Consider the following 26,768-nt stretch of genomic DNA (forward strand, 5'->3'; position numbering starts at 1 on the left):
CATGAACGCCTCCCTGCCGTCCGAACCCGGTATCCGCATCTCCCTCGCCGAACTGATCGAGATGCGCCACCGCGTGCGCGAAGTGCAGCTGTTTTCCACGCCGAGCCAGCGTAGCCCGCTGATCGGCCTGCACCACTCGAAATTCCGCGGCCGCGGCGTCGACTTCGATCAGGTGCGGGTCTATCAGGCCGGCGACGACGTGCGCACCATCGACTGGCGTGTGACCGCACGCACTCAGGAGCCACACACCAAGCTGTTCCATGAAGAACGCGAACGACCGATTTTCATCATGGTCGAGCAAAGCACGCGGCTGTTCTTCGGCTCCGGGCTGATGTTCAAATCGGTGCTCGCGGCGCAGGCTGCGGCGCTGATCGGCTGGGCCGCGCTGGGCCACAACGACCGGGTCGGCGGACTGGTGTTCGGCGACAACGAGCATTACGAGATCAAACCGCGTCGCAGCAAGCAGAGCCTGCTGCAACTGCTGAACCGGCTGGTGAAGGTCAATCAATCGCTGCACAGCGAACGGGAGCCGGATCGCGATGCGTTTGGCGTCGCCCTGCGCCGGGCCCGCGAAGTATTGCGTCCGGGCAGTCTGGTGATCGTAATCTGTGACGAGCGCGCCTTGAGCGACAGCGCCGAGCAGCAACTGAGCCTGCTGTCGCGCCATTGCGATCTGCTGATGCTGCCGCTATCCGACCCGCTGGACCACGCCCTGCCCGCCGCCGGGCTGCTGCGATTCGCCGAGCGCGGCGCACAACTGGAACTGGACACGCTCAACTTCGACCTGCGCCAGACCTACCGCGCCCAGGCCGAAGCGCGCATCGCTCGCTGGGAATTGCTCGCGCAGAAACTGCGGGTGTTGCTGATGCCGTTGAGCACCCAGAGCGAAATGGTCGAGCAGATGCGCGAGTTCCTCAATCCGCAGCGCCCGGGGAACGTTCGATGAACGGCCTCGAACAACTGCAACCGCTGATTTCCCCGCCACCGATTGCCTTCTGGCCTCCGGCGCCGGGCTGGTGGTTGCTGCTTTTGCTGCTGCCGCTGATCGGCTACGCGTTGTGGCGTCTGCGCCGTTTCATTCCGATCAAGAAAAAACCCGTCGTGCGCGCCGAAATCCCGCTTGATCCGGTGCGCATCGCTGCGCTCGCCGAACTGGCGCAAATGGTCAAACCCTACGACGGCGCACCGGCTGGCGCATGGCTGCAGCAGCTCAACGGCCTGCTCAAACGCCTGTGCCGCAACCATTACCCCTACAGCCAGAGCCATACGCTCAACGGGCGCAAGTGGCTGGCGTTCCTCGACAATCGTTGCCCTGCCGCCGGCCTGACTCGCTGGATGGTGCTCGTCGAGGGCGCGTACAAGCCCGAATGCAAACTCGACGACAAGGCCATCGCCGGTCTGACGCAAGCCGTCGATACGTGGATCCGCAAGCATGTTTGAGTTCGCCTGGCCGTGGATCTTTGTGCTGTTGCCACTGCCGTGGCTAATGCGCCTGGTGCTACCGGTGGCCGACAGCGGCGAGCCGGCATTGAAAGTAAGCTTCCTCGGTGATCTGGAAGGCCTCGCCCGCCGCCGCGCCCGGGCCAATCTGCCGGCCTGGCGCCAACAGGCGCCGTTCATGCTGCTGTGGCTGTTTCTGCTGATCGCCGCCGCACGCCCGCAATGGCTCGGTGAGCCTTTGCCGATTGCTGCGAGCGGTCGCGATCTGCTGGTGGCGGTGGACGTGTCCGGTTCGATGGACTTTCCCGACATGCAATGGAATGACGAAGACGTCAGTCGCCTGTCGCTGGTCCAGCATTTGCTCGGTGACTTCCTGGAAAGCCGCGACGGCGACCGGGTCGGTTTGATCCTGTTCGGCAGCCAGGCTTATCTGCAAGCGCCGCTGACGTTTGACCGGCGCACCGTACGCGTGTGGCTCGACGAAGCGCGGATCGGCATCGCCGGCAAGAACACCGCCATCGGCGACGCCATCGGTCTGGCGCTGAAACGCCTGCGCATGCGCCCGGCGCAGAGCCGCGTGCTGATTCTGGTGACTGACGGCGCCAACAACGGCGGAGAGATCGAGCCGCTGACCGCCGCAAAACTGGCGGCCAACGAAGGCGTGAAAATCTATCCGATCGGCATCGGTGCCGACCCGGAAGAAAGCGGCGCCACGGCACTGCTCGGCGGCAACCCGACCCTCGACCTCGACGAGCCGGCACTCAAGGCCATTGCCGACGCTACCGGTGGCCGTTATTTCCGTGCCCGCGACGGCAAGGAACTGCAAGCGATCAAGGACACCCTCGACCAACTGGAGCCGGTGGCCCAGCAACCGACCCAGGCGCGCCCGGCTCAGGCCTTGTATCAATGGCCGCTGGCATTGGCGTTGCTGTTGAGCATGTTGCTGGTCGCCCGCGAATTGTGGCCGGACAACCCGCTGCAACGCCTGTTCACCAAGGAGCTGTATCTGCAAAGCCCCCTGCCTGACTGGCGCGAGCGCCTCAAGCGCCTGCGTTTGCGGAGGCGCCGATGATCGCCCTCTGGCCGCACTGGTTCCGTCCATGGTGGTTGCTGCTGTTGCCGCTGCTCGGCTGGTTGATCTGGCAGCTCTGGCACCGGCAGAAACGCGCCGGACGCTGGCAGATGATTCTGCCGCCGGCGTTCCATGCCGCGTTGCTCAGTGGCGGCAGCGGTCGCGACAGCAAACTGCCGTGGGTTGCATTGGGCGTCGCGTGGTTGCTGACGATCCTGGCGCTGCTCGGGCCGAGCTGGGAACGGGTTGAACAGACCAGCCAGAAACCAGCGGATCCGCTGGTGGTGGTGCTGGAACTGACCCCGGAAATGCTCGCCACCGACTCGCCGCCGACCCGTCTGGAACAGGCCCGGCGCAAGCTGTTCGACCTGCTGAAAGCACGCAGCGATGCACAGACCGCCATCGTCGTATATGCCGGCAGCGCCCACACGCTGGTGCCGCTGTCGGATGATCTGGCGACCAGTCGCAATCTGCTCGATGCCCTCAAGCCGTCGCTAATGCCGGAGAGCGGCCATCGCGCCGATCTTGCCGTGAGCAAAGCGCTGACCTTGCTGGAACAAGGGGCGCTGGGTCAGGGCCGCATTCTGCTGATCGGCTCTTCGCTTTCGGAAGAAGAACGCCAAGGCATTCGCCGCGCACTGAGCGGGCAATCGGCGCAGCTGCTGATGCTTGGCATCGGCACCGCCGAGGGCGCGCCGATTGCTCAGGAGGACGGCAGCTTCCTCAAGGACGCCCAGGGTGCGATCCGCGTGCCGCAACTCGACAGCCCAGGCCTCGGTGCCTTCCTCAATTCGGTGGGTGGCGAGTACCACAGCGCACGGCTGGATGAATCGGACTTGCGCAGCCTCGGCCTGCTCGATGGCCCGCGCAGCCTGCGCAATGACGGCCAGACCCTGCGCCTCGATACCTGGGCCGATCAGGGTTACTGGCTGCTGTTGCCGCTGTTGCTGCTCGCCGCCTGTGCCGGGCGCCGTGGCTGGTTGTTCTGTCTGCCGTTGCTGTTTTGCCTGCCGCAACCGAGCTACGCTTTCAATTTCGAAGACCTGTGGCTGCGCCCCGACCAACAGGGTTTGCATCTGCTGAAGCAGAAGCGTCCGGCCGAGGCCGCGCAACACTTCGAAGACCACCAATGGCAAGGGCTGGCGTTGTACGAGGCCGGCGATTACAGTGGCGCCGCCGAGCGTTTCGCCGAGGGCAGCGATGCCCGCGCCCACTACAATCGTGGCAACGCACTGGCGAAAAGCGGTGAGCTGGAAGCGGCGATCGACGCCTATGAACAGGCCCTGGAATTGCAGCCTGACTTGCGCCCGGCGCTGACCAACAAGGCGCTGGTGGAAAACCTGCTCAAGCAGAAAAACACTCCGCCACCGACCGAGCCCGAGAAGCAACCGACGCAGCAAAACGTGCCGGGCGACGAACCACCGCCCGCCACCGCGCCGCCACCGGCGATCAAGAATGACGCGCAAAGTGAGGCCCAGCCTGCGGAGTCGGCCAACGAACCGCCGCCGACTACCCCGCCACAGCCAGGCCCCAACGAATTGCCGGACAGTGCGCCGGACGCGGAGCAGAACACGGCCCCGACGCTGAGCCCCGGCGAGGACAACCTCGAAGGCGAGCAGCGTCAGGCACTGGAACAATGGCTGGGCAAAATCCCGGACGATCCGGGCGAATTGCTGCGACGCAAATTCTGGTACGAACAGCAACAACATCAGGATCAGGAAAACACTCGATGACCCGTTTCACCGCTCTCTTGCTACCCCTGCTGATCTGCACGGCCACCGCTCAGGCGGCCGAGCTGACGGCCAGTGTGGATCGCAGTCGCCTGAACTCTGGCGAGACGGTGGAGCTCACCCTCGAATCCAACGATGTCACGCAGTTCGGCAAGCCGGACCTGACCCCGCTGGAACCACTGTTCGAAGTGCGCGGCACGCGCCAGGTCAACCAGCTGAACACCCTCAACAACGAGAACCGCGCCACTACGCGCTGGATCATCACCCTGTTGCCGAAACAGAACGGCAGCGTTGAGATTCCGTCATTGAAACTGGGTGAAACCCAGAGCCAGCCGATCACCGTGCAGGTGGTGGAAAGCGACGTAACCGAAGATAAGAATGTGCTCGACCCGGTGTTCATCGAGTCCAGCCTCGACCAGAGCAGCGTCTATGTGCAGGCCCAGGCCGTCCTGACCTTGCGCATCTACCATTCGGTGTCGCTGTACGACGACAGCAGCGTCACGCCGTTGCAGATCACCGATGCACGAGTCGAACAGCTGGGTGACACACGCACCTACGAAAAAGACATCAACGGCGTGCGTCACGGCGTGATCGAAATGCGCTACGCAATCTTCCCGCAACACAGCGGTTTGCTGACCATCACCCCGCAAACCTTCAGCGCCACACGGGTGGACACCCAGCCTGCCAAGGACGCCAACGCACAGGGGCCGAAACCGGGCAAAGTGTTGCGAGTGACTTCTACGGAAATCCCGCTGACGGTCAAACCCAAACCGATCACTTATCCGGCCGACGCGCCGTGGCTGCCGGCCCGCAGCCTGAGCCTCAGCGAAAGCTGGAACCCGGAACCGGATCACTCTCAGGTCGGCGACTCCCTAACCCGCAGCCTGACCCTCAAGGTCGAAGGCCTCGCCAGTTCGCAACTGCCCGCCCTGCCGGCCACCGAAGCCAACGGCCTGCGTCGCTACCCGGACCAACCGGTGCTCAACAACCAGAGCAGCGAGCGTGGCCTGATCGGCAGCCGTGAAGAGCGCGAAGCCCTGGTGCCGAGCCGCAGCGGTTCAATCGAACTGCCGACCGTGGACGTGGTGTGGTGGAACACCTTCGAAGATCACCTGGAACACACCAGCCTGCCGGCCCGTACCCTGCAAGTGGTGAACAACCCGAGCCTGCAGGTCGACACCCCGGCCGGCAGCGCACAATCCTTCAACACCGCCGACAGCGAAGCGCTGTGGTGGTGGAAACTCAGCACACTGATCCTGGCCTGCACCACCCTCCTCGGCTTCGGCCTCTGGTGGCGCGCCCGCTGGCAACCGGCAATCCTGCGCGCCGCCCAAACCGGCCCGAGCCCGCGCACGCTGCTCGACGACATCAAACGCGCCAGCCAGGCCAACGACCCGCAAGTTACCCGCCAGGCGCTCGACGCCTGGGCACGTCAGCAGCCGGAAACCCTGGCGGACATGGCGGCGCGTTTTGTGCCGCTGTCGGATGCGCTTGATGGGCTGAACGGCGCGCTCTACAGCGAGACCGGGCAGCATTGGCAGGGTGAGGATCTATGGCGGGCGATCCGGACGATTCCGACGGCGGAGCGGGTGCAGGATCCGGTTGGGGATAGTGGGTTGCCGCCGCTTTATCCGAAGTAAGCGAAAGAACACCGGCAAACGACATCAAACGATGCCGCACGTCGCGCTCGAATTCGCTTCTGGCAAGATCAGCAGACCACTCGACGTGGTTTGCCCTCCTCCTTCATTTGCTTGTAAGCAGATGCTCGAGATTCAACACCGACACCCGTCCTGCCTGGTTGTTTTCCTGCTTTGCTCGCTCGATGGCCGACGCAATCAGAGCGAGGCACTTTCCCGCTTCCACACCTGAACTTGTCATCGACCTGATGGCGTCCAGCGCCGCGTACCTGACGGTTTCGCCTTCGTGAAACATGACATCCAGCAATACAGCCCGAACGCGTTCTTCAGCAACGTCCCCCATGGATTCGCACATGCATTCAAAAGGGGACAGATTTATTAATCAAATAAATCTGCCCCCTTTTTTCTTTTGCCCCCTTTCTTTCATCAAGTTAACTTTTTACAAGTTTATAAAGCCGCGACCTCAGCATATCAAACTCATTATTCTCTACAACTAATGCCTGACCACCGCTATAAAGAACAAGATCACTCAGAGAGCCCATCCCACCATACATAGATACCAACTTCGACGAGGCATACTTAGGATCGCTGTGAAAATCTTCCCGAACTCCCTCAAGAGCCGCCGCCCACCCCACCACGCGCCCACCCCCGACACCGCGAAGAAGTTCAATCATTCGTTTAAGAGTCAAATCAATATCTTTTAGGTTCATTTCAGCGGACTCGAACTGATTACTTCGACACCCTTAATTAACCAGGGTTTTTCAACTACAATCTGCTGTGTTCCACCAACGTACAACCCACCTTGAGATCCAACCTCGCCAATATACACCTTGGTACCTGCCGGTATTTTTATCTCAAATGCAGTGTCGATTGGCGACTTCGCGCCTCCTGGCCACTCCGGCAAAACAGCCTTATCAATTCTTGACTGCAAAACACCAGATGGCGATTCAGTACTAAAATACTGCCCCAGAGGCTGATCGAGAGTACCAGCTCGGTAAAGAACGGTATCCTTTTCGAGTGTGACAACAGTGTAACGTCCGCCAGAAAAAGTTCCAGCAATGTCATCGTTCAATGGTCCAGGTTTGATTGCCGTGTAGGTACCCTCGACTAACCCCAGACCTTTTGAGCCACCAGTCCCCTCCTTTGTGCCACTCCCTCCGCCTTTCGTCCCACCCTTCCCACCTCCAGGCACCTTGATCGTCGGCGCGATGGCGGACACGCTCTGCGCCAGACCTTCAACAGCCGCCATCGCCAATTCATGACTGATACCGAGCGTCTGGACCAGCGTGTCGGCAATAGCTGCAACCGTATGCCCGGCGGTAATACCCGCCAGCATGTTCTGGAAGCCATAGTTTTCGGTGATCAGCAGATCAAAGAGGTGAGCGGCTTCAGGTGATGCAGAAGCGGCCAGGTCTTTGAGTTTCTGGGCTTTGCTCTCCGCGTCGGCAACCAGACTGGAGAAGGGACCGCATCGATCCGGATTGGATGCACACTGTGCGACCGCCTCAATATCCTGTTTCTGGCTCAGCTCATGGTATTCGCCATAAGCCTTGTTTGCGCAGGTCGAGTCGTTTCCGCAGTTAATCATCTCCTTCGCAGCGCGCTCAAGATCCGAGTGCGACAGGTAGTTGTACTGCGTAGCCGTGGCCGCAATGTTCGCAGCGATATTGGGGTCGGTCCCGGCAAGCACAGCAGAAAGCACGGCCATCAACTGCGACATCGCCAACAGGTTGGCTTTGGACTGACCGGCCCCCGGCATATTCGGATCGTAATCGGCAGGCAGTATCAAATCCGCCAGGTATTGAACCATGGCCTCGTTGGCGCCACCCGCCAGAGCTCCGGTCTTGAAGTCTCCGCCCATGGCCATGGATTTCAGACCACCCACAAGCGCGTGCGCTGCAATCTTGGTCGGGCTTCCATCCACCAGATTCAAATTGCCGATTTTGTTGGCCGCCAGAGCACCGCCGATGTCGATAACAGCACCCAACATATTGTTGATGAAGTTATCGCCCAGGCTGCCGCCCTGCAGAGCTGTCTGGGCAAGCGTGTCGGCACTGGTCTTGAGAACCACCTGCCCTGCGCTGTTCCAGTCGAACCCGAGTTCGGTCGGGTTGTAACCAAGACCTGTACCGATCCCGCCCAGCATCCCGGAAAGCACATAGCTCTGGATGTTGTCGCTGCTGAAGACGTCTTTGAGCACCGAGCCCAAATCACCTTTGTTGCTGATCGCACTATTGGCGGCGGTGGTCTCGACAGCGATCAGAATCGCATTAGCAAAACCTGCGGAGAACGTTCCTGCCGTGGCACCAATCAAGCCTGCGCCCGCCCCCCCGGTAACCGCAGCGAGCATAATGGCAAGGACCAGTTGAGCAGCTACACCCAGGCCGGAGTTCGAGTACTTGAAGCTCTTGTGAATTTCCTCGACACGTCGCCAGTCAACGTCGCCTCGCAGTTCCGCCTCTTTGAGCCAGGCCAGTTTTGGATCAGCCGCGACCATGGTGTCGATGGTCTGACTGACACTTTGCTGGTCGATCTTTTTGATATCGATCTTCAAACCGTCAACAGCTTTGATGACGAGTTTGCCGTTGGCTGTCAGCTCGCTTTGACGCAGGGTTTCATCCGTATTGCCCTTGCCTTTTGCCGAATTCCATCCCGCGTTGCTGTTGCTCTTGGTATGGCTCTCATCGTGTAGATCCTTGACCCCTTCAAATGTGATGGAGCCACCACTGTCGAGCGTGATGTCGTGACCACTATCCAGCTTCGCCACTTGATAGCGCTGATCACCGGTACTTTTCAGGGTCAGGTCGCCACCCGAGGTGATCTCACTGCCCACGTGCGTGATGTTGGTGACTTCATCACGCTTGGTTTTGAGGCTGCCGAAACTGCCCTTTTTCTTCATGTCGTACAGCGAGTAATCCGAGTCCTGTTTGGCCAGGATCTCCAGATTGTTCCCCGCCACCAGATAAGCCTCATCGCCCGCCGTCACACGGCTGGACACCACACTGAGGTCTTTGCCCGCATCCAGCCTGACGTCGCCGCCAGCCGAAATACCGGACATGACCTGGCTGACATGATCCTCCTGGACCGTGAGCTTCTTGCTCTTGGACAGCGAGTGGGTTTCGTCCGCCGCCGATGTGATCAGCAAGTCTCCGGTGGCCTTGATCGATGCATCGCGCTTGGCATCGATCTGGCTCGCAACAACGGCGATATCGCGTTTGGCATCGGCCTTGAAGTCGCGCCCGGCGTCGATCTCGGCACCCAGTTGGGTGACGTCGCTGCTGTTGTGGCGGTCGTCCTGGAAAACGCTGTTGTTGACCTGGACGGATGAAACGTTGATGTCGCGCCCCGCATTCAGGATCGTGTCCTGGCCACTCTTCATCACGCCGCCGGCGACGTTGATATCTTTGGCCGCCTTGATGGTCAGGTCATTGGCCGCTTCGATCCTTGCCGCGTTGTCGGCGTAGTCATGATGCTGGGTGCCAAACCGGGTGCTGTTGTCGGAGGAGGTGATCGTGCGTTCATTGATCACGTCCCCGGTGCGAGTGGTCAGGTTCACATCGCGGCCGGTGATGATGCCGCCGGACTTGTTGACGATATTGTTGGTCGCCAGCAGATCCAGACGGTTACCCGCCTCGATCAGGCCACTGTTGACGATGTCCTTGCTGGCCGTCGCCGACAGGTTGTTCGTCGCCTTCAACGTCCCGACGTTGTCGAGGTTGCCGCCGGCAATCAGCGTCACATCGTTACCGGCAATCAGCGCGCCGGTCGGGCCGAGGCGGCCGTTGGCCTGGGCCAGGTACAGCACCGGCACCAGCACTTTTTCGCCGTTCACTTCGTGCTCTTCGAGCCAGACGATGTCGTGGGTCAGCGCCGCCACCTGTTCGGCCGTGAGGCCCACGCCCACCGACAGGTGGAGGGAGTCCTTGCTGGCGATGGCGTTGTCCATCAGGTAGCGGAACATGTCCTCGTTGTTGCTGCGACCGTCGATGAAGGCCTGGCCGGTTCGGGCGGTCACGGCTTGCTGGACCAGACGCTGTTCGAACAGGCCGTCACCGAGGCGTTTGGCGCTCTGATCGGGGTCGTAACCCAGCTTGCCGAGCAAATAGTCCGAGCTCATGAAGGACTTGAGGTTGGTCAGCGCCGGGTTGGTCTCGATCAGGTATTTGTGGCCGTTGGCCGGGGCCTTGGTGTCCGGCAGGCCGGTTACGCGAGTGACCGGTCGAGTGTCGACCGACTCCCGAGCATCATTGCCCAGGCCGCTACGGCCCGGACCCGCTGGCGTTACCGGGAGATTCACGTCGAGCGTGCTGGCAACCGCCTTGACCATCGTCGGGTCACGTCTGAAGGTGTCGACGGCGCGGGTGCTGTCAGAGACCGGCGCGGGCGTGTCGACCAACAAGCTGCGCGGGCCACCGCTGCTGCCTGCGACCAGATGCTGCTCGGCGTTGACCGACTCGCCGGCCACGGTCCAGGTCGGTGATGGTCCGGTGGCGACGACCGGGGCAAGATCACTGGCCCCCTCGGTGCTCATACGGAACAGGCCTTTGTCGCCGGTTGGCAGGGAGAAGCCCGGCAGGGTCAGCGGGTTGACTTGCTGTTGCGCCAGATCAGGCGGCAACTGGCTGTTGACCCGGATGACGGTTGTGCCGGTCGCGCCCACGTTAGTGTTGCCGACCTTGTTGGCACCGCCGGTGGAGCCGTAATCCTGATGGATGACGCTGTTTTTCAGATCCTGGGTGGCGGTGATCGATACATTGCCGCCAGCCTGGATGACGGCGTTGCGACCGGAGTTTACGCTGCTTCCATCGCGCGCGACTTCCTTGTCGTCCCTCAGCTCAAAACCCTGCAATCGGGTCGGCATTTGCACCAGGTTATTGGCGTCGTACTGAGATTGAAGGCTGGTGTTACCCCACGTGTATCCGGACAGGGTAAGGTCGCTGACCCCCTTGTTCGTCACGGAATCCTTGATCGTGATGACACGGATCATGCCACCATCATGGCCTTTCTCACGTTCGGTGCCGGAGGCCACGACACCCTGAGCGAATTGGCCAGTGCCGTCGATGTAGTAGACGTTGGGAAAATCAGGGTTGTTGCGCTGGTTGTACGCCACCACCTCAGGCATGAAGGTGTTGAACGAGCCCGAGTCGATTGCACCGGTGCGATAGATACGCGTCCGTTCGACGCTGCCACTGACCGCGCCGACGTTCCTCATATTGGTGGCGTTGATGGTGATGTTGCCCGACGCACTGAGGGTACTTTTGCTGTTGAGGAATTCACCGCCGTTGAAAACGAAATCGCTACCGGCCCTCAACAACGAGGACGCCGTGGTGTCGTTGTCCTGACCGCCCTCGAACACTTCACGGGCAATCAGGTTGACGTCGTAGGTGCCACCCGAACAATCGCCACACTGCACGGCGATGAAACCGGACACCAGCTTGCGATTCAGAGCGAAGTTTTGCGTACCGTCATCGCCGGAAGTACGGTTGGCGAAGTTGGCTGCGTCGATCTTGAAAGTCTTGCCACTTTCCATCGAGCCCGACAGGTTCGAGACCTGGCTGGCCTGCGCAGTGCCATAGCCTTTGATGGTCACGTAGCCCAGACCGTAGAAGTCGCCGTTCTGGTTCGTCAGACTGCCGACACTCAGGGTCATGTCGTTGCCGCTGAAAATCAGCCCGCGATCATTGAGCAAACTGCCGGTATTGATGTTCAGGTTCTGCGCCGCGCCCAAGGTGCCGTAGTTGGCGACACTGCCGGCGTTGACCGTCAGATCTTCACTGGACGTGATGCGGCCCGAGTTGATGAGTGCCCCGCCGGTACTGATCGTCGACGATGCGCCGCTGGCAATGCTGCCGGCGCCGCCGATGTTCAGTTGCGCGGCGGAAAGGTACATACCCCGCTGACTCGACATCCGGCCGTTGCCGCCATAGGCCCCGGTCAGTTGCATGTCGATGTTGCCATCGCTGGCGATCAGACCGTCGTTGCTCCAGTTGCCTCCGCGTATCTGCAACAGGTCGGAGGCCAGCAGTTTGCCGCTGGCACTCTGGCTGAATTGCCGGACATTCACGTTCAGGCGTCCGGCCTGGATCACGCTGGAGTTGTTCCAGGTGTCGGCCGTCAGATCAAGCAGCCCGCCCGTGGTGATGCTGCCACCTGCGCCAAGCACATTGGCCGTGGAGATATCGAACCGGCCGCGTCCGACATGGTTGAGCTGGCCGCCCTCGTTGAGGAAGCTACCGACGGCCAGCGTCATATCGGTGTTGGCGGTTTCCAGCACACCATTGCGGTTGTCGAGCAGACCGCCAATCTGGAACTCGGTCTTGCCGTCAGTCCCCAGCGAGCGCAGGCGACCATTCTGGTTATTGACGCTGGCGGCTTTGACGGTCAATTGGCTGTTGCTTTCAATGACACCCGCGCCGTTGCCCAGTGCACCGCTCAAACCGAAGTCGATGCGTTGACCGGCGATCTGCCCGGCGCCGTTGTCCAGGCTCGAGCCCGTTACGCCGACCAGTCCCTTGGCATAGATCACGCCATTGCGGTTATCGAATGCGGCGGTAGTAATGTTCGCGTCGGTGCCTTGCGCAGAGAGACGCCCGCCGTTGTTGTCGAGGCCGGCGAGTGCCGACAGCTTCAGGCTCTGCGCCTGGATGACGCCACCCTGGCGGTTGTTGTTCAGGTCGAAACCGTTGCGCAGTACGCCGACAGTTCGCGCCTCGAGTGCGCCCTTGATGCTGGACAGAATCCCGCCACGGTTGTCGATGTTGGCCGCGCTGACAACCACATTGCCCTCTTGGGCGATGACTTTGCCGCTCTGGTTATCGAGGTCGCCCGCGATATCGAGGGTCAGGCCGGTCTGGCTCTGGATCGCCCCTTTGCCATTGGAGAGGCTGGCGGCTTTGAGCTGCAAATCGGCGTTCTGGCTGTAGATCAGGCCGTCGCCATCGTTGCGCACCGCTGCACTGGCGGTGATCTGCAATTGATCCTTCGCCGCAATGGTGCCGGCGCCGCCGTTGTCGAGCGAGCCGGTCAGCAGTTGCAGTGTGCCCTGGCTGGCGATCTGACCGTTGCGGTTGCTTAAATCCGTGACGCCTTTGATCACCACCGGGCCTGTGCCGGCCAGTTTGCCGGCGTTGTTGTTCAACTGCCCCGCCAGGTTCAGGGTGATCGCATCGTTGGAAGCGAACTTGCCGGCGCTGTTGTCCAGGCTCGAAGCGCTGGCGTTGATCGCCCCAAGTGCGTTGATGGAGCCATCGGCGTTGGTCAGCGCAGCGCTGGCGATGTCCAGTGCGGCGCCGCTGTTGATCAAGCCGCCCTGATGGTTGTCGAGTGCCCCATTGAGCGTGAGGGTCTGCCCCGCCACGCTGCTGAGGATGCCCTTGTTGCTGTTGTCCAGACTGCCGGCCTTGACGTCCAGATTGCCTTGCGCGACCAGTGCGCCAGCGCCGCTGTTGAGCAGCGCGTCCTTGAGCTCGACGCTCACGTCACCATTGCGGCTGGACAGCGTGCCGTTGTCGCGGTTGTCCAGACTGTCACCGTTAACGCTCAGTGCCTGCCAACCCGACATCAGGCCATTCCGGTTGGTCAGCGTGGTGCCGCTGATCTTCAGTTTTTCGCCGCTGATCAACTTGCCGGCACTGTTGTTCAAGACCCGCCCGATGACATCAAAACCCAGGTTGCTGGAGATTTCGCCTTCCTGGTTGTTCAGGTCGCGCAGGCGTTTGAGGGTCAGCGGTCCCTTGGCGGTCAGCAAGCCGTTGCGGTTGTCGAGATCGCCATGGGTCAGATCCACGGTTACGGCTTTGTCGCCCAGCAGACGCCCGCCGTTCTGGGTCAGCGAGGTCAGGGTCAGATCGATGTCACCGCTGGCGGAGACTTCGCCACCGTTGCTGGAGTCCAGGGATTTCGCCGTCAGCGACAGGCTGCCCTGACTGTTGATCAAACCTTTGTCGCGGTTGTTCAGCGCCATGGCATCGAGCGTAACGGCACTGACGCCCTGCAATATGCCGCCCTGGTTGTTCAGGTCGGCAGTGCGAACGCGTAGCGCCTGCGCCGCACTCGTCAGGCCATCGCTGTCATTGCGCAACAAGCCGTCTACGGTGAGGTCGAGGTCGCCACGGCTGATCAGGCTACCGCCGCTGTTGTTCAGGCTGGCACTGTGTGCATCGATGGTGGCGGCGCCGATCAGGCCTTTGACGTTGTCCAGTGCCTGGGCGATGCGCAGGGTCAGACCCTGAGTGCTCAGAACTTTGCCGTTGCTGTTGTCGAGGTTCTGCGCGGTGAGGGTGAAGGCTTCGCCGCTGGAGATTTGCCCGCCCTGGTTGTTCACGCCATTGAGTTGCTTGAGCAGCAGACTGCCCGGGCTTTTGATAAGGCCGTTCTGGTTGTTCAACTGTCCGTTGTTCATGTCCAGGATCAGACTGGAATTGCTGAACAGCTTGCCGCCCTGCTGATCGAGCCCGGTGACCGATGCCTTCAACGCACCTTCGCTGGCGATCTGGCCGCCATCACGGTTGATGACCTGGCCGGCAACAAGATTGAGCGTATCGGCACTGCTGAGTCGACCGGTGCTGTTATCAAATGCCCCCGTGGTGACGGTGACGGCCTTGCTGGCACTCAGGGTGCCGGCCTGGCGGTTGTCGAGGCTGCTGCTGGAGAGGATCAGAGCCCCATCGGTAACTATCGCACCGCCCTGGTTATCAACCTTGCCGCTGCTGTCGAGCATCAGGTCCGAGGCACTGGACAGGCTGCCCCTGACGTTGGTCAGTTGCGAGGTTTTGACGGTCAACAGGTTTTCGCTGCTGACGTTGCCCTGGCTGTTGTCGAATGCACCGGTCAACGTCAGGTCCATGGCCTGCTGGCTCAGCAATTCGCCGCCCGTGTTGTCCAGCGAACCGCCCTGTACACCGAAGGTTGTGCCGGCACTGATCAGACCCTTGTTGCGGTTGATCAACTGTTCGACGGTCAACGTCAACGCCTGGCCGGTAAAGATTTTGCCCGCGTCGCTGTTATCAAGCTTTTTACCGGTGACCTGCAGATCGCTGTTGGTGCTGATTTCACCGCCACGGTTATCCAGGTCAGCGACATTCAAGGTCAGGGACTTCGTCGAGCCCACCAGACCGTTCAGGCGGTTGTCGAGCGCTTCGGCATCGATTTTGAGCACGCCTGTAGCGATCAACTGGCCGTGCTGGTTGTCGAGTTTTTTCGCCTGCACCGTCGCATCGGACTTGCCGACGATGTTGCCGGCACGGTTATCCAGAGTCTGATCCGTGGTGAGCGTCAGTTTGCCATCGCTGCTGATCAAGCCCTCGCGGTTGTCCAGGCTGTCGCTGTGGCTATCCAGCGATGCCGCGGAAATGACACCTTTGGTGTTGTTCAGCGCTTGTGCGATACGCACGACCAGACCTTGCTGGCTCAGCAATTTGCCGTTGCTGTTATCGAGGTCATGGGCAGCGAACGTGAAGGCTTGCTGGCTGGAGATCTCACCACCCTGGTTGTTCACGCCATTGAGTTGCTTGAGCAGCAGTTCGCCGGGGGCGTTGATCAAACCGTTCTGATTGTTCAACTGACCCTGGTTCAGATCGAGACTGAGGCTGGTTTTGCTGAACAGCTCACCACCCTGCTGATCGAGCCCTCGCACCGAAGCATTCAGGGCGAGTTGACTGGCGATTCGACCTTTCTGGTTGTTGACTTGCGCCGCAGTGAAGTCCAGCGAGCCGCCGCTGATAATCCGGCCACCCTGGCTGTTGTCGACGTCACCGGTGACGATCCGGCTGGTGTCCTTGCCGGAGATCAGGCCTTTCTGACTGTTATCGAGGCTGGCGCTGTCGAGTGTCAGGGTGCTGTCGGTGCTGATGGCACCGTTGCGGTTGATGAGCGCGCCGCCACTGGTCAGCGCCAGGGCGCCGGCGCTGCTCAGGCTGCCGGTGCTGTTATCGATCCGCCCGGCATTGATGGTCAGTTTGCCTTCGCTGCTGATCAGGCCTTGCGTGTTGATCAGTGCATCATCGAGTGTAATCAGCAGCCCTTTGAGGCTGTCGAAGGTGCCGCCGCTGTTATCAAGCGATTGGCCGCTCAGGGTCGTTGCACCCTTTGCTGCGATCAGGCCTTTGTTCTGGTTGATCAGCCTGGCGACGATCAGCCCCAGATCGGTATCGGTCAGAATCTTGCCGCCATCGCTGTTGTCCAGTCGCTGGCCCTTGATGTTCAACAGCAGGCTGCTGGAAATCTCGCCCGCCCGGTTGTCGATGTCGTCCACCGCAACGGTCAACGCTTTCTTGCTGCCGACCAGGCCGCCATTGCGGTTGTCGAGTGTGCTGCCGGTCAGGCTCAGATTGCCCTGCGCGACCAATGCCCCACCCTGCTGTTGCAGGAGGCCGATCGTGGCGAACAAATCGCCTTGGCTGGAAATCCGTCCTGCGGCGTTCTGCACTTCGCCGGCCTTGATGCTGACCGCACCCACCGCACTGACCAGACCCTTGGTGTTGTCCAGCCGCGTACCTTCGTAGGCAACGCCGGCCTTGCCGATGATCAGCCCGTTGTCACGGTTGTCCAGGCGGTCGACCGTCAGCGTCGATGCCCCATCGGCCTGGATCAGCCCGCCACGGTTGTCCGCCGTATCGCTGCGCAACTGCAGCGTACCCTTGCCGGAAACCTTGCCATCACGGTTATCGAGATGCCCTGCCCGCACATCGATAGCGCCTTTGGCGGTGATTTCACCCTTGTTGCGGTTGTCGAGCAGACCACTGACCCGCACCACAAGTCGCCCGTCACTGACCACCACCCCGGCGTCGCGGTTATCGAGGCTGCCGGCCTTGAGGTCGAGTGCCACCGCAGAACCGAGCACACCGTCGCGGTTGTCCAAAGCGGCGCTCAGATCGATGTTCAGCCCAAGATCGCCCAGAACCTGACCGCCAACGTTATTCAACGCCGTACCGTTGAGTCGCGTGACCCCGGTACTGGAAACCTCGCCACCGCTGTTGTTCAACTGACCGATGGTGGCTGTCACGCCACCCTTGCCGTTGATCAAGCCACGTGTATTGAGCGCCTGATTGGCGGTGACGTTCAGCGCACCATTGCTCAGCACCTGACCGTCATTCTGGTTGTCCAGTGTCCCGGCAACCACATTGAGGTTTTGAGCCGCACTCAGGGTGCCACCCTGGTTGCTCAGGACCTGCGTGGCATTCACCGCAAGATTGCGACTGGCCACGATGCTCTTGCCGTTGTTGACGACAGTTTGCGCACTCAGGCTCACATCACCGTTGGTATTGCGACCGCCATCGGCATTCACCCCGGCTTCGATGACGCCACCGTTGGTGATTTGCCCACCGGCGCTGAGGTTGATGCTGTCCCGGGCCGCGAGGGTTTGCTGGTTGTTCAGGTTGCCTTGGGTTTGCACATTCAGTGCCGTACCCGCATAGATCGGACCACGCGCATCGAGGCTGGCGGCTTTGACGTTGACTGCGCCGGTGGCCGAGGTATCGACCATGCTCAATTGACCGTTGGCGTCGAGCTGGATGTCGCCACCGCTGGCAATCAGCTTGCCGTCGAGCTTCACCCCGACCCCGGCCTCGGTGCCGACCAGTTTGATCGCCCCGGCGTACATGCCACCCAGTGCCGAGGAATCGATGGCCAGTTGTGGCTTGGCACTGCCATCATCGGCGCGGGCCGTGGCATTGAGGTTGTCGGCGTTGACGTCGTTGCGACCGGCGATGATGGCGAGGTTTTTCGCCTGAATCTCGGCGTTGATCTTTGCACTGCGGGTGATGATTTCGAAACGGTCTACGTTGGTCGCATTGAGCCCGGCGCCTTCGATGGCGACGGTGCCCTGATCGACCTGGAACCGGTCCAGCCGACCGCTGCCATCGAGCACCGGTTTGCCAGTGGTGAGGGTGACGCGCGGCGTATTGATGAAACCGCAACCGTTGCAACTGATGCCGTACGGGTTGGCAACGATGACTCGCGCCGACTGCCCTGCCACTTCGGTGTAACCGCGTAGCTGGCTCGGGCTGCCGCCGATGACTTCGTTGAGAATCGCCTGGGCCGACCCGCTGTTCTTCAGGTGCGGGTTGTCAATGATGTAGCCGCCCAGTTGGGTGGACGAAGCCTGACTGGAACCGTTGTTGAGGATGACGCCCTGGGCGCTGACGTTGTACTCATGGAACTGGTTGTGCGACAGGCCGCTGCCGTTGGGCGTGGCGATGTTGATGATCTGTACGCCGTTGCCGGCGCGGTCGAGAGTGGTGCCCGGGTTGGCCACCACGATGCCGTCGGCCTGGGCCCACATCGGTTGCCAGAACATGACGTTGGCCAGCAGAAACGCCAGCCCGCGCTTGGGCATGCCCCAAAAAGTATCGCGATGTTTTACGGTCGCGGATGGCAGGCGAGCGAGGAAGGCGAACTGACGAACGTCCATGTAGAGGGTCTCGATGCAGCAAACAGAAATGGGCAGGCAGACCGCAGGCGCAGCGCTTCCCGACAGGCATTCACACGACGCCGGTCGACCGAGAAGTGAGTAAGAGGAAAAGTTGCCGGGGCAACCTGGATGTAGCGGGATCGGTCACGGAGCAGGCCGCGACACATCTGCCAGCTCCCTCATAGCAGCACACTGATGTCACAATAGTGGCGCGATATTAGATGGCCACTATTTTGGCGTCAATTAATGTGTGAGGCCGCGCAAGGTTGCCGACGAACGGTAGTAATACAGTCATACTTTTCAGGAGATGGCTTCTAAATTCCCCGATCGGCCCACCTGTCCCAATAATCTGTAAACTCCCCTTCTTTCGCCGCTTCCACATCCACGCGGCCATCACCTTTTTATATTGCGGAGTCAGCCTTGCGTCTGTTTCACACCTCCGACTGGCACCTTGGGCAAAACCTGCACGGCCAGGAGCGCGATTTCGAGCACGCCTGTTTTCTCGAGTGGCTGCTGCGCCAATTGAAGCTGGCGCAACCGGACGTGCTGCTGATCGCCGGCGACATCTTCGACACGGTGAATCCGCCGGTCAAAGCCCAGGAACGCCTCTACGATTTCATCGTCAGTGCCCACGAACAGCAGCCGTTGCTGACCATCGTGATGATTGCCGGCAACCACGATTCAGGCTCGCGGATCGAACTGCCCGCACCGTTGATGCGGCGTTTGCGTACCCATGCGTTGGGTCGGGTGCTTTGGCTGGATGACGGGCAGCTGGATGCCGAGCGTCTGTTGTTGCCGCTGCCGAATGCTTCCGGCGAGATCGCCGCGTGGTGCCTGGCGCTGCCGTTCCTGCGACCTGCCGAAGTGACCGGCGCGCATCTGGGCGACAACTATTTGCGCGGCATCGGTCAGGTGCATGAGTGGCTGATCGAAGCGGCAAACACCAAGCGCCAGCCGTGCCAGGCGCTGATCGCCATCAGCCATGCGCACATGGCCGGCGGTTCGGTGTCGGAAGACTCCGAACGCAGCCTGATCATCGGCAACGCCGAAGCCCTGCCGGCCAGCCTGTTCGGGCCGAGCATCAGCTATGTCGCCCTCGGCCATTTGCACAAGCCACAGAAGGTCAATGGCGAAGAACGGATTCGCTACAGCGGCTCGCCGATTCCGTTGTCGTTTTCGGAAATCAGTTATCAGCACCAGATTCTCGACGTTGTGCTCGACGGCGAAACCCTGGTCAGCGTCGAGCCGATACTGATCCCCCGCTCCGTCAACCTGCAACGCCTCGGCCCTGCGCCGCTGGCGGAAATCCTGTTGCAACTGGCGGACCTGCCGAACATTGATCTGCTGGCCGAAACCCGGCGCCAGCCGTGGCTGGAAGTGCGCGTGACCCTCGACGAGCCGCAACCGGATCTGCGCCATCAAGTCGAAAGCGCCCTGCAAGGCAAGGCTGTACGACTGGTGCGAATCGCCGCCGAATACGCCGGCAACCGTGGCGCTGACGGCGCCGAGGACGGCAGCGCTCTGATCGAACTGGACCAGCTCACACCACAGGAATTGTTCAGCCGCGCCTGGCTCGACAATTACGGCACCGAGGTCGACGAGCAAACCCTCAAGGACTTCGCCGAGTTGCTGCAAGACGTACAAATGGAGGGCGAGCAGCCATGAAGATTCTCGCCATTCGTTTGAAGAACCTCGCCTCACTGGCCGGCCCGTTCGAGATCGACTTCACCGCTGAACCGCTGGCCAGCGCCGGTCTGTTCGCCATCACCGGCCCCACCGGCGCCGGCAAAAGTACCTTGCTCGATGCCTTGTGCCTGGCGCTGTTCGGCGCCGTGCCGCGTCTGAACAACACCGGGCGTGACGCCAAGGTGCCGGACGCCGACGGCGAAATCGCCACCGGCGACCCGCGTACCCTGCTGCGACGCGGCACGGGCGAGGGGTTTGCCGAAGTGGATTTTGTCGGCGTCGATGGCCGCCGCTATCGCGCGCGCTGGGAAGCCAACCGCGCCCGGGAAAAGGCCGGCGGCAAGTTGCAGGCCAGCCGTCAGAGCCTGCGCGACATCGATCAGGATCAACTGCTCGCCAGCCAGAAAGGCGAGTACAAGGTTCAACTCGAAGCCGCGCTGGGCCTGAACTTTGAACAGTTCACCCGCGCCGTGCTGCTGGCCCAGAGTGAGTTCAGTGCGTTCCTCAAGGCCGATGACAACGACCGCAGCGAACTGCTGGAAAAGCTCACCGACACGGCGCTGTACACCCGCCTCGGCCGTCGCGCGTTCGACAAGACCAAAGAAGCGCGCGAAGCCCACAAACAGTTGCAGGATCAGGCCAGCGGCGTGACCCCACTGCCGCCCGAGGCCCGCGCCGAACTCGACGAACGCTTCAACGCTGCCCAGCAGCAATTGAAGTTGCAGCAGGCGCAGCTCAAACAGCTTGAGCAGCAGCACACCTGGCTCAAGGATCTGCACCTGTTGCAGGACGCGCAGAAGGCGGCCGCCGAGCAACTGCAGAGCGCCGAACATGAGCGCGAAACGCTGGCTGGCGAACGCTTGCGACTGACGCGCCTTGAACAGCTCGCCCCGCAACGGCACCAGTTCGCCCGCAAGGCTGAAATCGACGCACGACTGACGCCACTGGCGGCGCAAATCAGCGCGCACACCCAACAACAAGGTGAGCTGACTGAACGTCAGACTCAACTTGAACAAGACCTGAGTGCTGCACAAATCGCCCTGACCGAAGCGCAGAAGCAACAGAGCGAAAGTGCACCGCTGTTGCGTCAGGCCTTCGATGAGCAAAGCACCCTCACGCGTCTGGCCAAGGATGTTGCTTCCGGCACCGAGGCAAAGCAGGCCGCCGAACAGGCCAGCACTGAGGGCCAATGCGCAATCCAGACCCTGCTCGATCAGCAAAAGCAGGTTGCCGAGCGCCTCCAACGCATTGCCGCCGATCTGGAGAAAAGCACTCATCTGGCACCATTGAGCGAAGCCTGGAACGCCTACCGCGACCGTTTGCAGCAACTGATGCTGATCGGCAACCGGTTGAACAAGGGCGAAAGCGAACTGGCAAGTCTCGAACAGAACGCCGCCCGCGCCACCGAAGAACTGGCCTCGCAAAAACAGCAGCTTGAAGTGCTGTTCAAAGAGGCCGGCGCCGAGCCGGACGCCGTCGCCGAGCAGATCGGTATCCTCGGCACCCTGTTGCAGGACAACCGCAAGCAACAGCGAGCCTTCGAAGACCTCACACGCCTTTGGGCCAGTCAGCAGGAACTCGACAAACGAGGCGCCGAGCTGCAACAGCGCCAGCTCGATGCGCAACAGGAGCGCGAGCGCCTGACCCAGGACGGGGTGAAAACCAAGTCCGAACTGACCATCGCCGAACAGACCCTCAACGTCACCCGTGAACTGCTCGAACGCCAACGCCTGGCCCGCAGTGCCAGTGTCGAAGAGTTGCGTGCGCAGTTGCAGGACGACCAGCCTTGCCCGGTCTGCGGCAGCAACGAGCATCCGTATCACCAGCCGGAAGCCCTGCTGCAAAGCCTCGGTCGTCACGATGAAAGCGAACAGGCCAACGCGCAGCAAGCGGTCGATCAACTGAAGGAAAAACTCACCGAACTGCGTACCAGCGTCAGTGGCGTGATTGCTCAACAGAAAGAGTTGCTGCAACAACAGGAACAACTGGCGGTACAACAGCAAGCGCTGACGCCGAGCATCGAGTCTCATCCGCTGGCAACCCAGTTGCTGAATCAGGACAGCGACAAGCGCGCGGCCTGGCTGACGCGCCAGAACGATCAACTGAACCAGAGCATCACCCAGGACGAACAGCGCCAGACTGCCCTGCTCACCCTGCAACAGGATGCGGCGCGCCTGACCCAGCAATTGCGTCACGCCGAAACCGCACACCAGCAAGCCACCCAGCACCTGAGCAATCAGCAGCGCGAGTTGAATGCCGACCGCCAGCGTCTGGACGAAGAACTCGCAGCCTTCGCCACACTGCTGCCCTCCGAAACTCACGAAGCCCTGCGCGCCGAACCGGCCGCGACTTTCATGCAGCTTGACCGGCAGGTCGCCGAGCGACTGGCGCAAGTCGATCAGCAAAAAGAAGAACTGGCCGAACAGCAACAACGCCAGCAGACGCTTGAGAAAGAACAGGATCGTCAGCAGAGCCGTGTACAGCAGTTGCAAACCGCTGAGCAACAGCTCAACGCGCTGACCGCTCAACAACAGGCCAGCCAGGAGAAACTGGCGCAATTACTGGGCGATCACAATTGTGCCGAGCACTGGCAGCAGCAGCTTGAACTCGCGGTGGAACAGTCGCGCAACGCAGAGTCCACCACGACACAGGCACTGCAAGGCGTGCGCACGCAACTCGTGCAAATCGCCACCGAACTCAAGGCGCAGCAAGAGCGTTTGCAGGCGCTGGAAACCGAAGACCGTGATCTGGCGGGCAAGATTGCCGACTGGCGCGCCCGCCATCCGGAACTGGATGACGGTGGTCTCGAAGAGCTGTTGCGGGTCGATGAGGCGCAGGTCGGCGAGCTGCGCGAGCGTTTGCAGCGCAACGAAAAAGCCCTGGAACACGCCAAAGTGCTGTTGCAGGAGCGTGATCGCCAGTTGCTCGAACATCAGGCGCAGCACAACGGCCACCTCGAAGCCGAACAGCTCATCGCGGCCCTCGCAGACCTGCAGAATCAGTACGGCGCCAGTGAACAGCTCTGCGCCGAACTGCGCGCCGAACAAGTCGAAGATCAGCGCCGGCAGAACGCCAACTCCGCGCTGGCGCAGCAGATCGCCGACGCCTATGCCGAATATCAGCGCTGGGCGCGCCTCAATGCCTTGATCGGTTCGGCCACCGGTGACACGTTCCGCAAGATCGCACAGGCCTACAACCTCGACCTGCTGGTGCATCACGCCAACGCGCAACTGCGCCAACTGGTCAAACGCTATCGCCTGAAGCGTGGCGGCAGCATGCTCGGCCTGCTGGTAATGGACACCGAAATGGGCGACGAACTGCGCTCGGTGCATTCGCTGTCCGGCGGCGAAACCTTCCTGGTGTCGCTGGCCCTTGCATTGGGTCTGGCTTCGATGGCGTCGAGCACGCTGAAGATCGAATCGCTGTTCATCGACGAAGGCTTCGGCAGCCTCGATCCGGAATCCCTGCAACTGGCCATGGACGCCCTCGACGGCTTGCAGGCACAGGGCCGCAAGGTCGCGGTGATTTCCCACGTGCAGGAAATGCACGAGCGGATTCCGGTGCAGATTCAGGTGCAGCGCCAGGGCAATGGCTTGAGCACCTTGGAGGTGAAATGAACACGCTGTATTCGTTCCGCCGCTGCCCGTACGCGATGCGCGCGCGGATGGCCCTGCGTTATTCAGGCGTGCCGGTGGACATCATCGAAGTCAGCCTCAAGGCTAAACCGGCCGAGATGCTGGCGATTTCGCCCAAGGGCACGGTGCCGGTGCTGGATGCCGGTGGACAGGTGATCGATGAGAGCCTGGAGATCATGCGCTGGGCGCTGGCGCAGAATGATCCGGATGACTGGTTGCTGGGTGGCGATTCAAGGATTGCCGAGTTGATCGAAGCCAACGATCAAGTGTTCAAGGTGCATTTGAATCGCTACAAGTACTCCGAGCGTTATCCGGAGCAACCGATGGAGGTTTATCGCGCCGAAGGTGCGCTGTTCCTGCAGAAGCTCGATGAGTTACTCGAGAACCGCGACTACTTGCTGGCCGATCATCCTTGCCTGGCTGATATCGCGCTGCTGCCCTTCGTTCGCCAGTTCGCCCATGTCGATCGTGACTGGTTTGCGACGACGCCGTATCAGCGATTGCAGGTGTGGTTACAGCACTTTCTCGAGTCGGACCTGTTTACCGCCATCATGAAAAAGTAAGCGCCTTACGCCAGTACCTGGCACATGCCGATGGCCGAGCAATCCACTTGGAATGGTCCGAGAAAACTCACTTCGGTTTTCACCGGTGGATTGCCGGCCAGCAGCCCCAGCGCATTGGCCCGTTCGATGTTGTGCGCAATGGTGTGGTTGGCCTCTATGGCACGGGCCAGCCCGCCGACCGAGCCCTGGCCGAATCCCAGCAGGGAGGCGCCATTGGTCATGATCGCCAGACCGGCGATGACCCAGAATCTGTAGCCTTTCATGCTCCGACGGCTCCCGCGAGTTCAACGGAATCCACCGCTGCGTTTTGCGAGCGGAGTTCGAACTGGACGCCGGGATGCGCGACCTGGATTGGCGCATCGAAGCTGTGTTGCGACTGGGACGCGAGGCTGACGAACAGCACCATGACCAGGTACAGACCGATGGCCAGGTAGGCGCCGCGCTTGGCGGAAGTGAGGATTGAACTGGCCATGATGTGTGCTCCGTGGACAATGTTTCGACGCCCACAGAATCAATCAAAAAAGCCGGGGTAACCACTCAGCGTTTGCCATAGTAACCATCAGCTTCGTTGATTATTTAGCCGGTCTATCTCGCCGTTTGAAAATGTCTATCGCCGGACAATACACGCGCAAAAACTGCCCAAGGCTGCGATCTTTTGATTTTGCTTTTGATAAACAAGATCAAAGGATCGCAGCCTTGGGCAGTTCCAGGGCGTGACGGAAATTTCAGTGTTGGGCTTTGTGATCCAGCGCGGCGTAGAAGTTGGCGCTCTGTTGCAGGTATTTCTGGGTGTAGCTCTGGGTGTGGGATTTTTTGTCGCTGATTTCAACGTTGGCGCTGGCTGGCAGAGCAACGGTGGCGGAGATGGCGGAAGCGGCGATAACGGAGAAGAGATTGAAGTTCATGGCGGTAACCCTCGTGTTCGGTTGGCTTGCTTGCCCGGTTGGGCCGTGAAGCAAACTTAACGCTCGAGGGTCGCTCGCTTGAAATGCTTTGCACCATTACCTGTTATCAGCAGGATTAATACAAAGCGTCAGGCCCCGTAGACCGGGGCCTGCGGCTTATTGACGCACGAGAAACTTGAGGTCGCTCGGGGCGTCCATCGGCAGTTTTTGCACGGTTTTGCCGAGCAGACCGGTCTTGCCGTCGCGTTCGACCACGACAATCTGGTTGCTCTTCTGGTTGGCGATCAGCAGGAATTTGCCACTCGGATCGAGGCTGAACTCACGCGGGTGATCGCCTTCCACCGAACGTCGCTGCAGTTCCTTGAGCTGGCCGTTGGCCGGGTCGATGGCGAACACCAACAGTTGATTGGCAGTGCCACGGTTGCTGACGTAAAGGAATTTGCCATCGGCGGACGCGTGCAGCGCCGCAGCGGCTTTGTCCGACGTCGGCTGGCCGGCTGCCAGATCAACCATTTGCGTCTGGGTCAGCACGCCGTCCTTGTAGTCGAACACGGCAACCTGGGCGCTCATTTCCATGGTCAGCCAGGCATGTTTGCCGTCAGCGCTGAACAGCAGATGACGCGGCCCGCTGCCCGGTGGCAGTTGCACCGAAGCGGTTTTTGCCGGGGTCAGCGGCAGGTCCGGGTTGGCTTTCGGGTCGAACTGGTAGACGAAGACCTTGTCGGCGCCCAGATCGTTGGAGAACACATAACGGCCATCCGGCGATGAAATCGTCGAGTGCACGTGGTTCGAGGCCTGACGCTCGGGGTTGACCCGGCTCGCCGGGTGCGCGCTCATCTGCACCACTGGTTTGAGTTTGCCGTCGCTGCCCACCGGCAACACCGCGAGGGTGCCGCCCGGATCTTCGACCACGGAATAGTTGCTGACGAACAGATGGCTGGCGTCGCCGCTGAGGCTTGAATGGGTCGGCTCGTTGCCCAGGCTCTGCACCTGATTGATCAGGGTCAGGGCGTGGGTCTTCGGATCGATGGAATAGCTGCTAACGCGACCGACAGGGTCTTTCTGGCCCGGGCCGTTTTCGTTAACCACGAACACCCGATGCTGATCCTTCGACAGGGTCAGCCACGACGGGTTTTCGCTCTTGATCACTTGCAACGGCTTGGCGTCGATCTGGCCGGTGGCGCTGTCGAAGTTCATCCGGTAGATGCCCTGGCTGGTGCCGGCGGTGTAGGAACCGACCAGCAACTGGAAGCTTTCGGCCGAGGCACTGGACAGGCCCATCGCACCGACGCTGCCGGCCATCAGCAACGGCCAGAATTTACGCATGTTCATTCGGTTTCATCCTCGTCGTCGGCGCTGCTGAGTACATCACCGAGGCAGACCAGACGGTGTTCGCCGACGGTTTTGGTGTCGCTGGCAAAACCGATGATCAACCAGCTCTGCAGGTCCTGGTCGAACGTCGCCGCTTCAACCTGGGCCGGTGTGAACTCCCAATGCCTGGCCGTCCGGCCATCGATGCACTCGATATGCAGGTTGTCGTCTTCATCGAGGGCGAATTCGAAGGCGTGCAGGCCGTCGATTTCGACCATACCGCAGTGTTCGAGGGCGTTGAGAAGGGTGTCTGGTACGGCAGTCATGTCGATCATGTCTTTCAGGGGGAAAGTGGCAATGATAGCTCAATGTCGCCGCCG

16 protein-coding genes are annotated in these 26,768 nt (G+C 61.0%); 8 read left to right on the forward strand and 8 right to left on the reverse strand.

Annotated elements, in window-relative coordinates; all coding sequences use genetic code 11:
• Position 1 precedes the first annotated feature (1 nt).
• Genes IF189_RS15985 through IF189_RS16005 form a run of 5 tightly spaced genes read left to right on the forward strand, consistent with a single transcriptional unit; the run spans position 2 to position 5,882 of the window.
• Positions 2-946: a DUF58 domain-containing protein gene (locus IF189_RS15985; RefSeq protein ID WP_085711312.1), complete on the forward strand. Its 945-nt coding sequence runs from the start codon at positions 2-4 to the stop codon at positions 944-946.
• Entirely contained in the window at positions 943-1,440 is a 498-nt protein-coding gene (locus IF189_RS15990) for a DUF4381 domain-containing protein (RefSeq protein WP_085734027.1), read from the forward strand. The genes IF189_RS15985 and IF189_RS15990 overlap by 4 nt, the downstream gene beginning before the upstream one ends.
• Positions 1,433-2,512 carry a vWA domain-containing protein gene (locus IF189_RS15995; protein ID WP_192551884.1) on the forward strand — a complete coding sequence of 360 codons (1,080 nt, stop codon included), beginning with the start codon at positions 1,433-1,435 and terminating at the stop codon, positions 2,510-2,512. The genes IF189_RS15990 and IF189_RS15995 overlap by 8 nt, the downstream gene beginning before the upstream one ends.
• Positions 2,509-4,245, forward strand: a complete 1,737-nt coding sequence (locus IF189_RS16000; RefSeq protein WP_192551885.1) for a tetratricopeptide repeat protein — start codon at positions 2,509-2,511, stop codon at positions 4,243-4,245. The genes IF189_RS15995 and IF189_RS16000 overlap by 4 nt, the downstream gene beginning before the upstream one ends.
• A complete protein-coding gene (locus IF189_RS16005; protein WP_192551886.1) occupies positions 4,242-5,882 on the forward strand; it encodes a BatD family protein in 1,641 nt (546 codons plus the stop codon). The genes IF189_RS16000 and IF189_RS16005 overlap by 4 nt, the downstream gene beginning before the upstream one ends.
• A gap of 103 nt (positions 5,883-5,985) precedes the next feature.
• Here IF189_RS16005 and IF189_RS16010 read toward each other — a convergent pair whose 3' ends face one another.
• From IF189_RS16010 to IF189_RS16020, 3 genes are all read right to left on the reverse strand, one after another.
• Positions 5,986-6,222: a hypothetical protein gene (locus IF189_RS16010; protein WP_134826459.1), complete on the reverse strand. Its 237-nt coding sequence runs from the start codon at positions 6,220-6,222 to the stop codon at positions 5,986-5,988.
• Between the two features lie 88 nt (positions 6,223-6,310).
• Positions 6,311-6,589 carry a DUF6966 domain-containing protein gene (locus tag IF189_RS16015; RefSeq protein WP_134826458.1) on the reverse strand — a complete coding sequence of 93 codons (279 nt, stop codon included), beginning with the start codon at positions 6,587-6,589 and terminating at the stop codon, positions 6,311-6,313.
• Positions 6,586-18,288 (reverse strand): filamentous hemagglutinin N-terminal domain-containing protein, encoded by an 11,703-nt coding sequence (locus IF189_RS16020; protein ID WP_192551887.1) that lies wholly within the window; start codon positions 18,286-18,288, stop codon positions 6,586-6,588. The genes IF189_RS16015 and IF189_RS16020 overlap by 4 nt, the downstream gene beginning before the upstream one ends.
• 420 nt (positions 18,289-18,708) lie before the next feature.
• Here IF189_RS16020 and IF189_RS16025 point away from each other — a divergent pair, with 420 nt between their 5' ends.
• Genes IF189_RS16025 through IF189_RS16035 form a run of 3 tightly spaced genes read left to right on the forward strand, consistent with a single transcriptional unit; the run spans position 18,709 to position 24,172 of the window.
• Complete coding sequence (locus tag IF189_RS16025; protein ID WP_192551888.1) at positions 18,709-19,953, forward strand: exonuclease SbcCD subunit D C-terminal domain-containing protein; 1,245 nt, start codon at positions 18,709-18,711, stop codon at positions 19,951-19,953.
• On the forward strand, positions 19,950-23,591 hold the full coding sequence (locus tag IF189_RS16030; protein ID WP_192551889.1) for an AAA family ATPase: 3,642 nt from the start codon (positions 19,950-19,952) through the stop codon (positions 23,589-23,591). The genes IF189_RS16025 and IF189_RS16030 overlap by 4 nt, the downstream gene beginning before the upstream one ends.
• Complete coding sequence (locus tag IF189_RS16035; protein WP_192551890.1) at positions 23,588-24,172, forward strand: glutathione S-transferase; 585 nt, start codon at positions 23,588-23,590, stop codon at positions 24,170-24,172. Before IF189_RS16030 ends, IF189_RS16035 begins: the two co-directional genes overlap by 4 nt.
• A gap of 5 nt (positions 24,173-24,177) precedes the next feature.
• On the opposite strand, the gene IF189_RS16040 is transcribed toward IF189_RS16035, so the two are convergent.
• The 5 genes from IF189_RS16040 to IF189_RS16060 all read right to left on the reverse strand — a co-directional run bounded on the left by IF189_RS16040 (position 24,178) and on the right by IF189_RS16060 (position 26,714).
• Positions 24,178-24,435, reverse strand: coding sequence for a hypothetical protein (locus IF189_RS16040; RefSeq protein ID WP_085711324.1), 258 nt, complete (start codon positions 24,433-24,435; stop codon positions 24,178-24,180).
• Positions 24,432-24,644: a hypothetical protein gene (locus IF189_RS16045; protein ID WP_134826453.1), complete on the reverse strand. Its 213-nt coding sequence runs from the start codon at positions 24,642-24,644 to the stop codon at positions 24,432-24,434. Before IF189_RS16045 ends, IF189_RS16040 begins: the two co-directional genes overlap by 4 nt.
• A gap of 253 nt (positions 24,645-24,897) precedes the next feature.
• Positions 24,898-25,077, reverse strand: coding sequence for a hypothetical protein (locus IF189_RS16050; RefSeq protein WP_007941320.1), 180 nt, complete (start codon positions 25,075-25,077; stop codon positions 24,898-24,900).
• Positions 25,078-25,233: 156 nt separating this feature from the next.
• Complete coding sequence (locus IF189_RS16055) at positions 25,234-26,409, reverse strand: lactonase family protein (RefSeq protein WP_134826452.1); 1,176 nt, start codon at positions 26,407-26,409, stop codon at positions 25,234-25,236.
• On the reverse strand, positions 26,406-26,714 hold the full coding sequence (locus IF189_RS16060; RefSeq protein ID WP_119426295.1) for a DUF5629 family protein: 309 nt from the start codon (positions 26,712-26,714) through the stop codon (positions 26,406-26,408). The genes IF189_RS16055 and IF189_RS16060 overlap by 4 nt, the downstream gene beginning before the upstream one ends.
• Positions 26,715-26,768 lie beyond the last annotated feature (54 nt).

It is taken from the genome of Pseudomonas sp. IzPS59 (assembly GCF_014863505.1).
GTDB lineage: Bacteria > Pseudomonadota > Gammaproteobacteria > Pseudomonadales > Pseudomonadaceae > Aquipseudomonas > Aquipseudomonas kribbensis.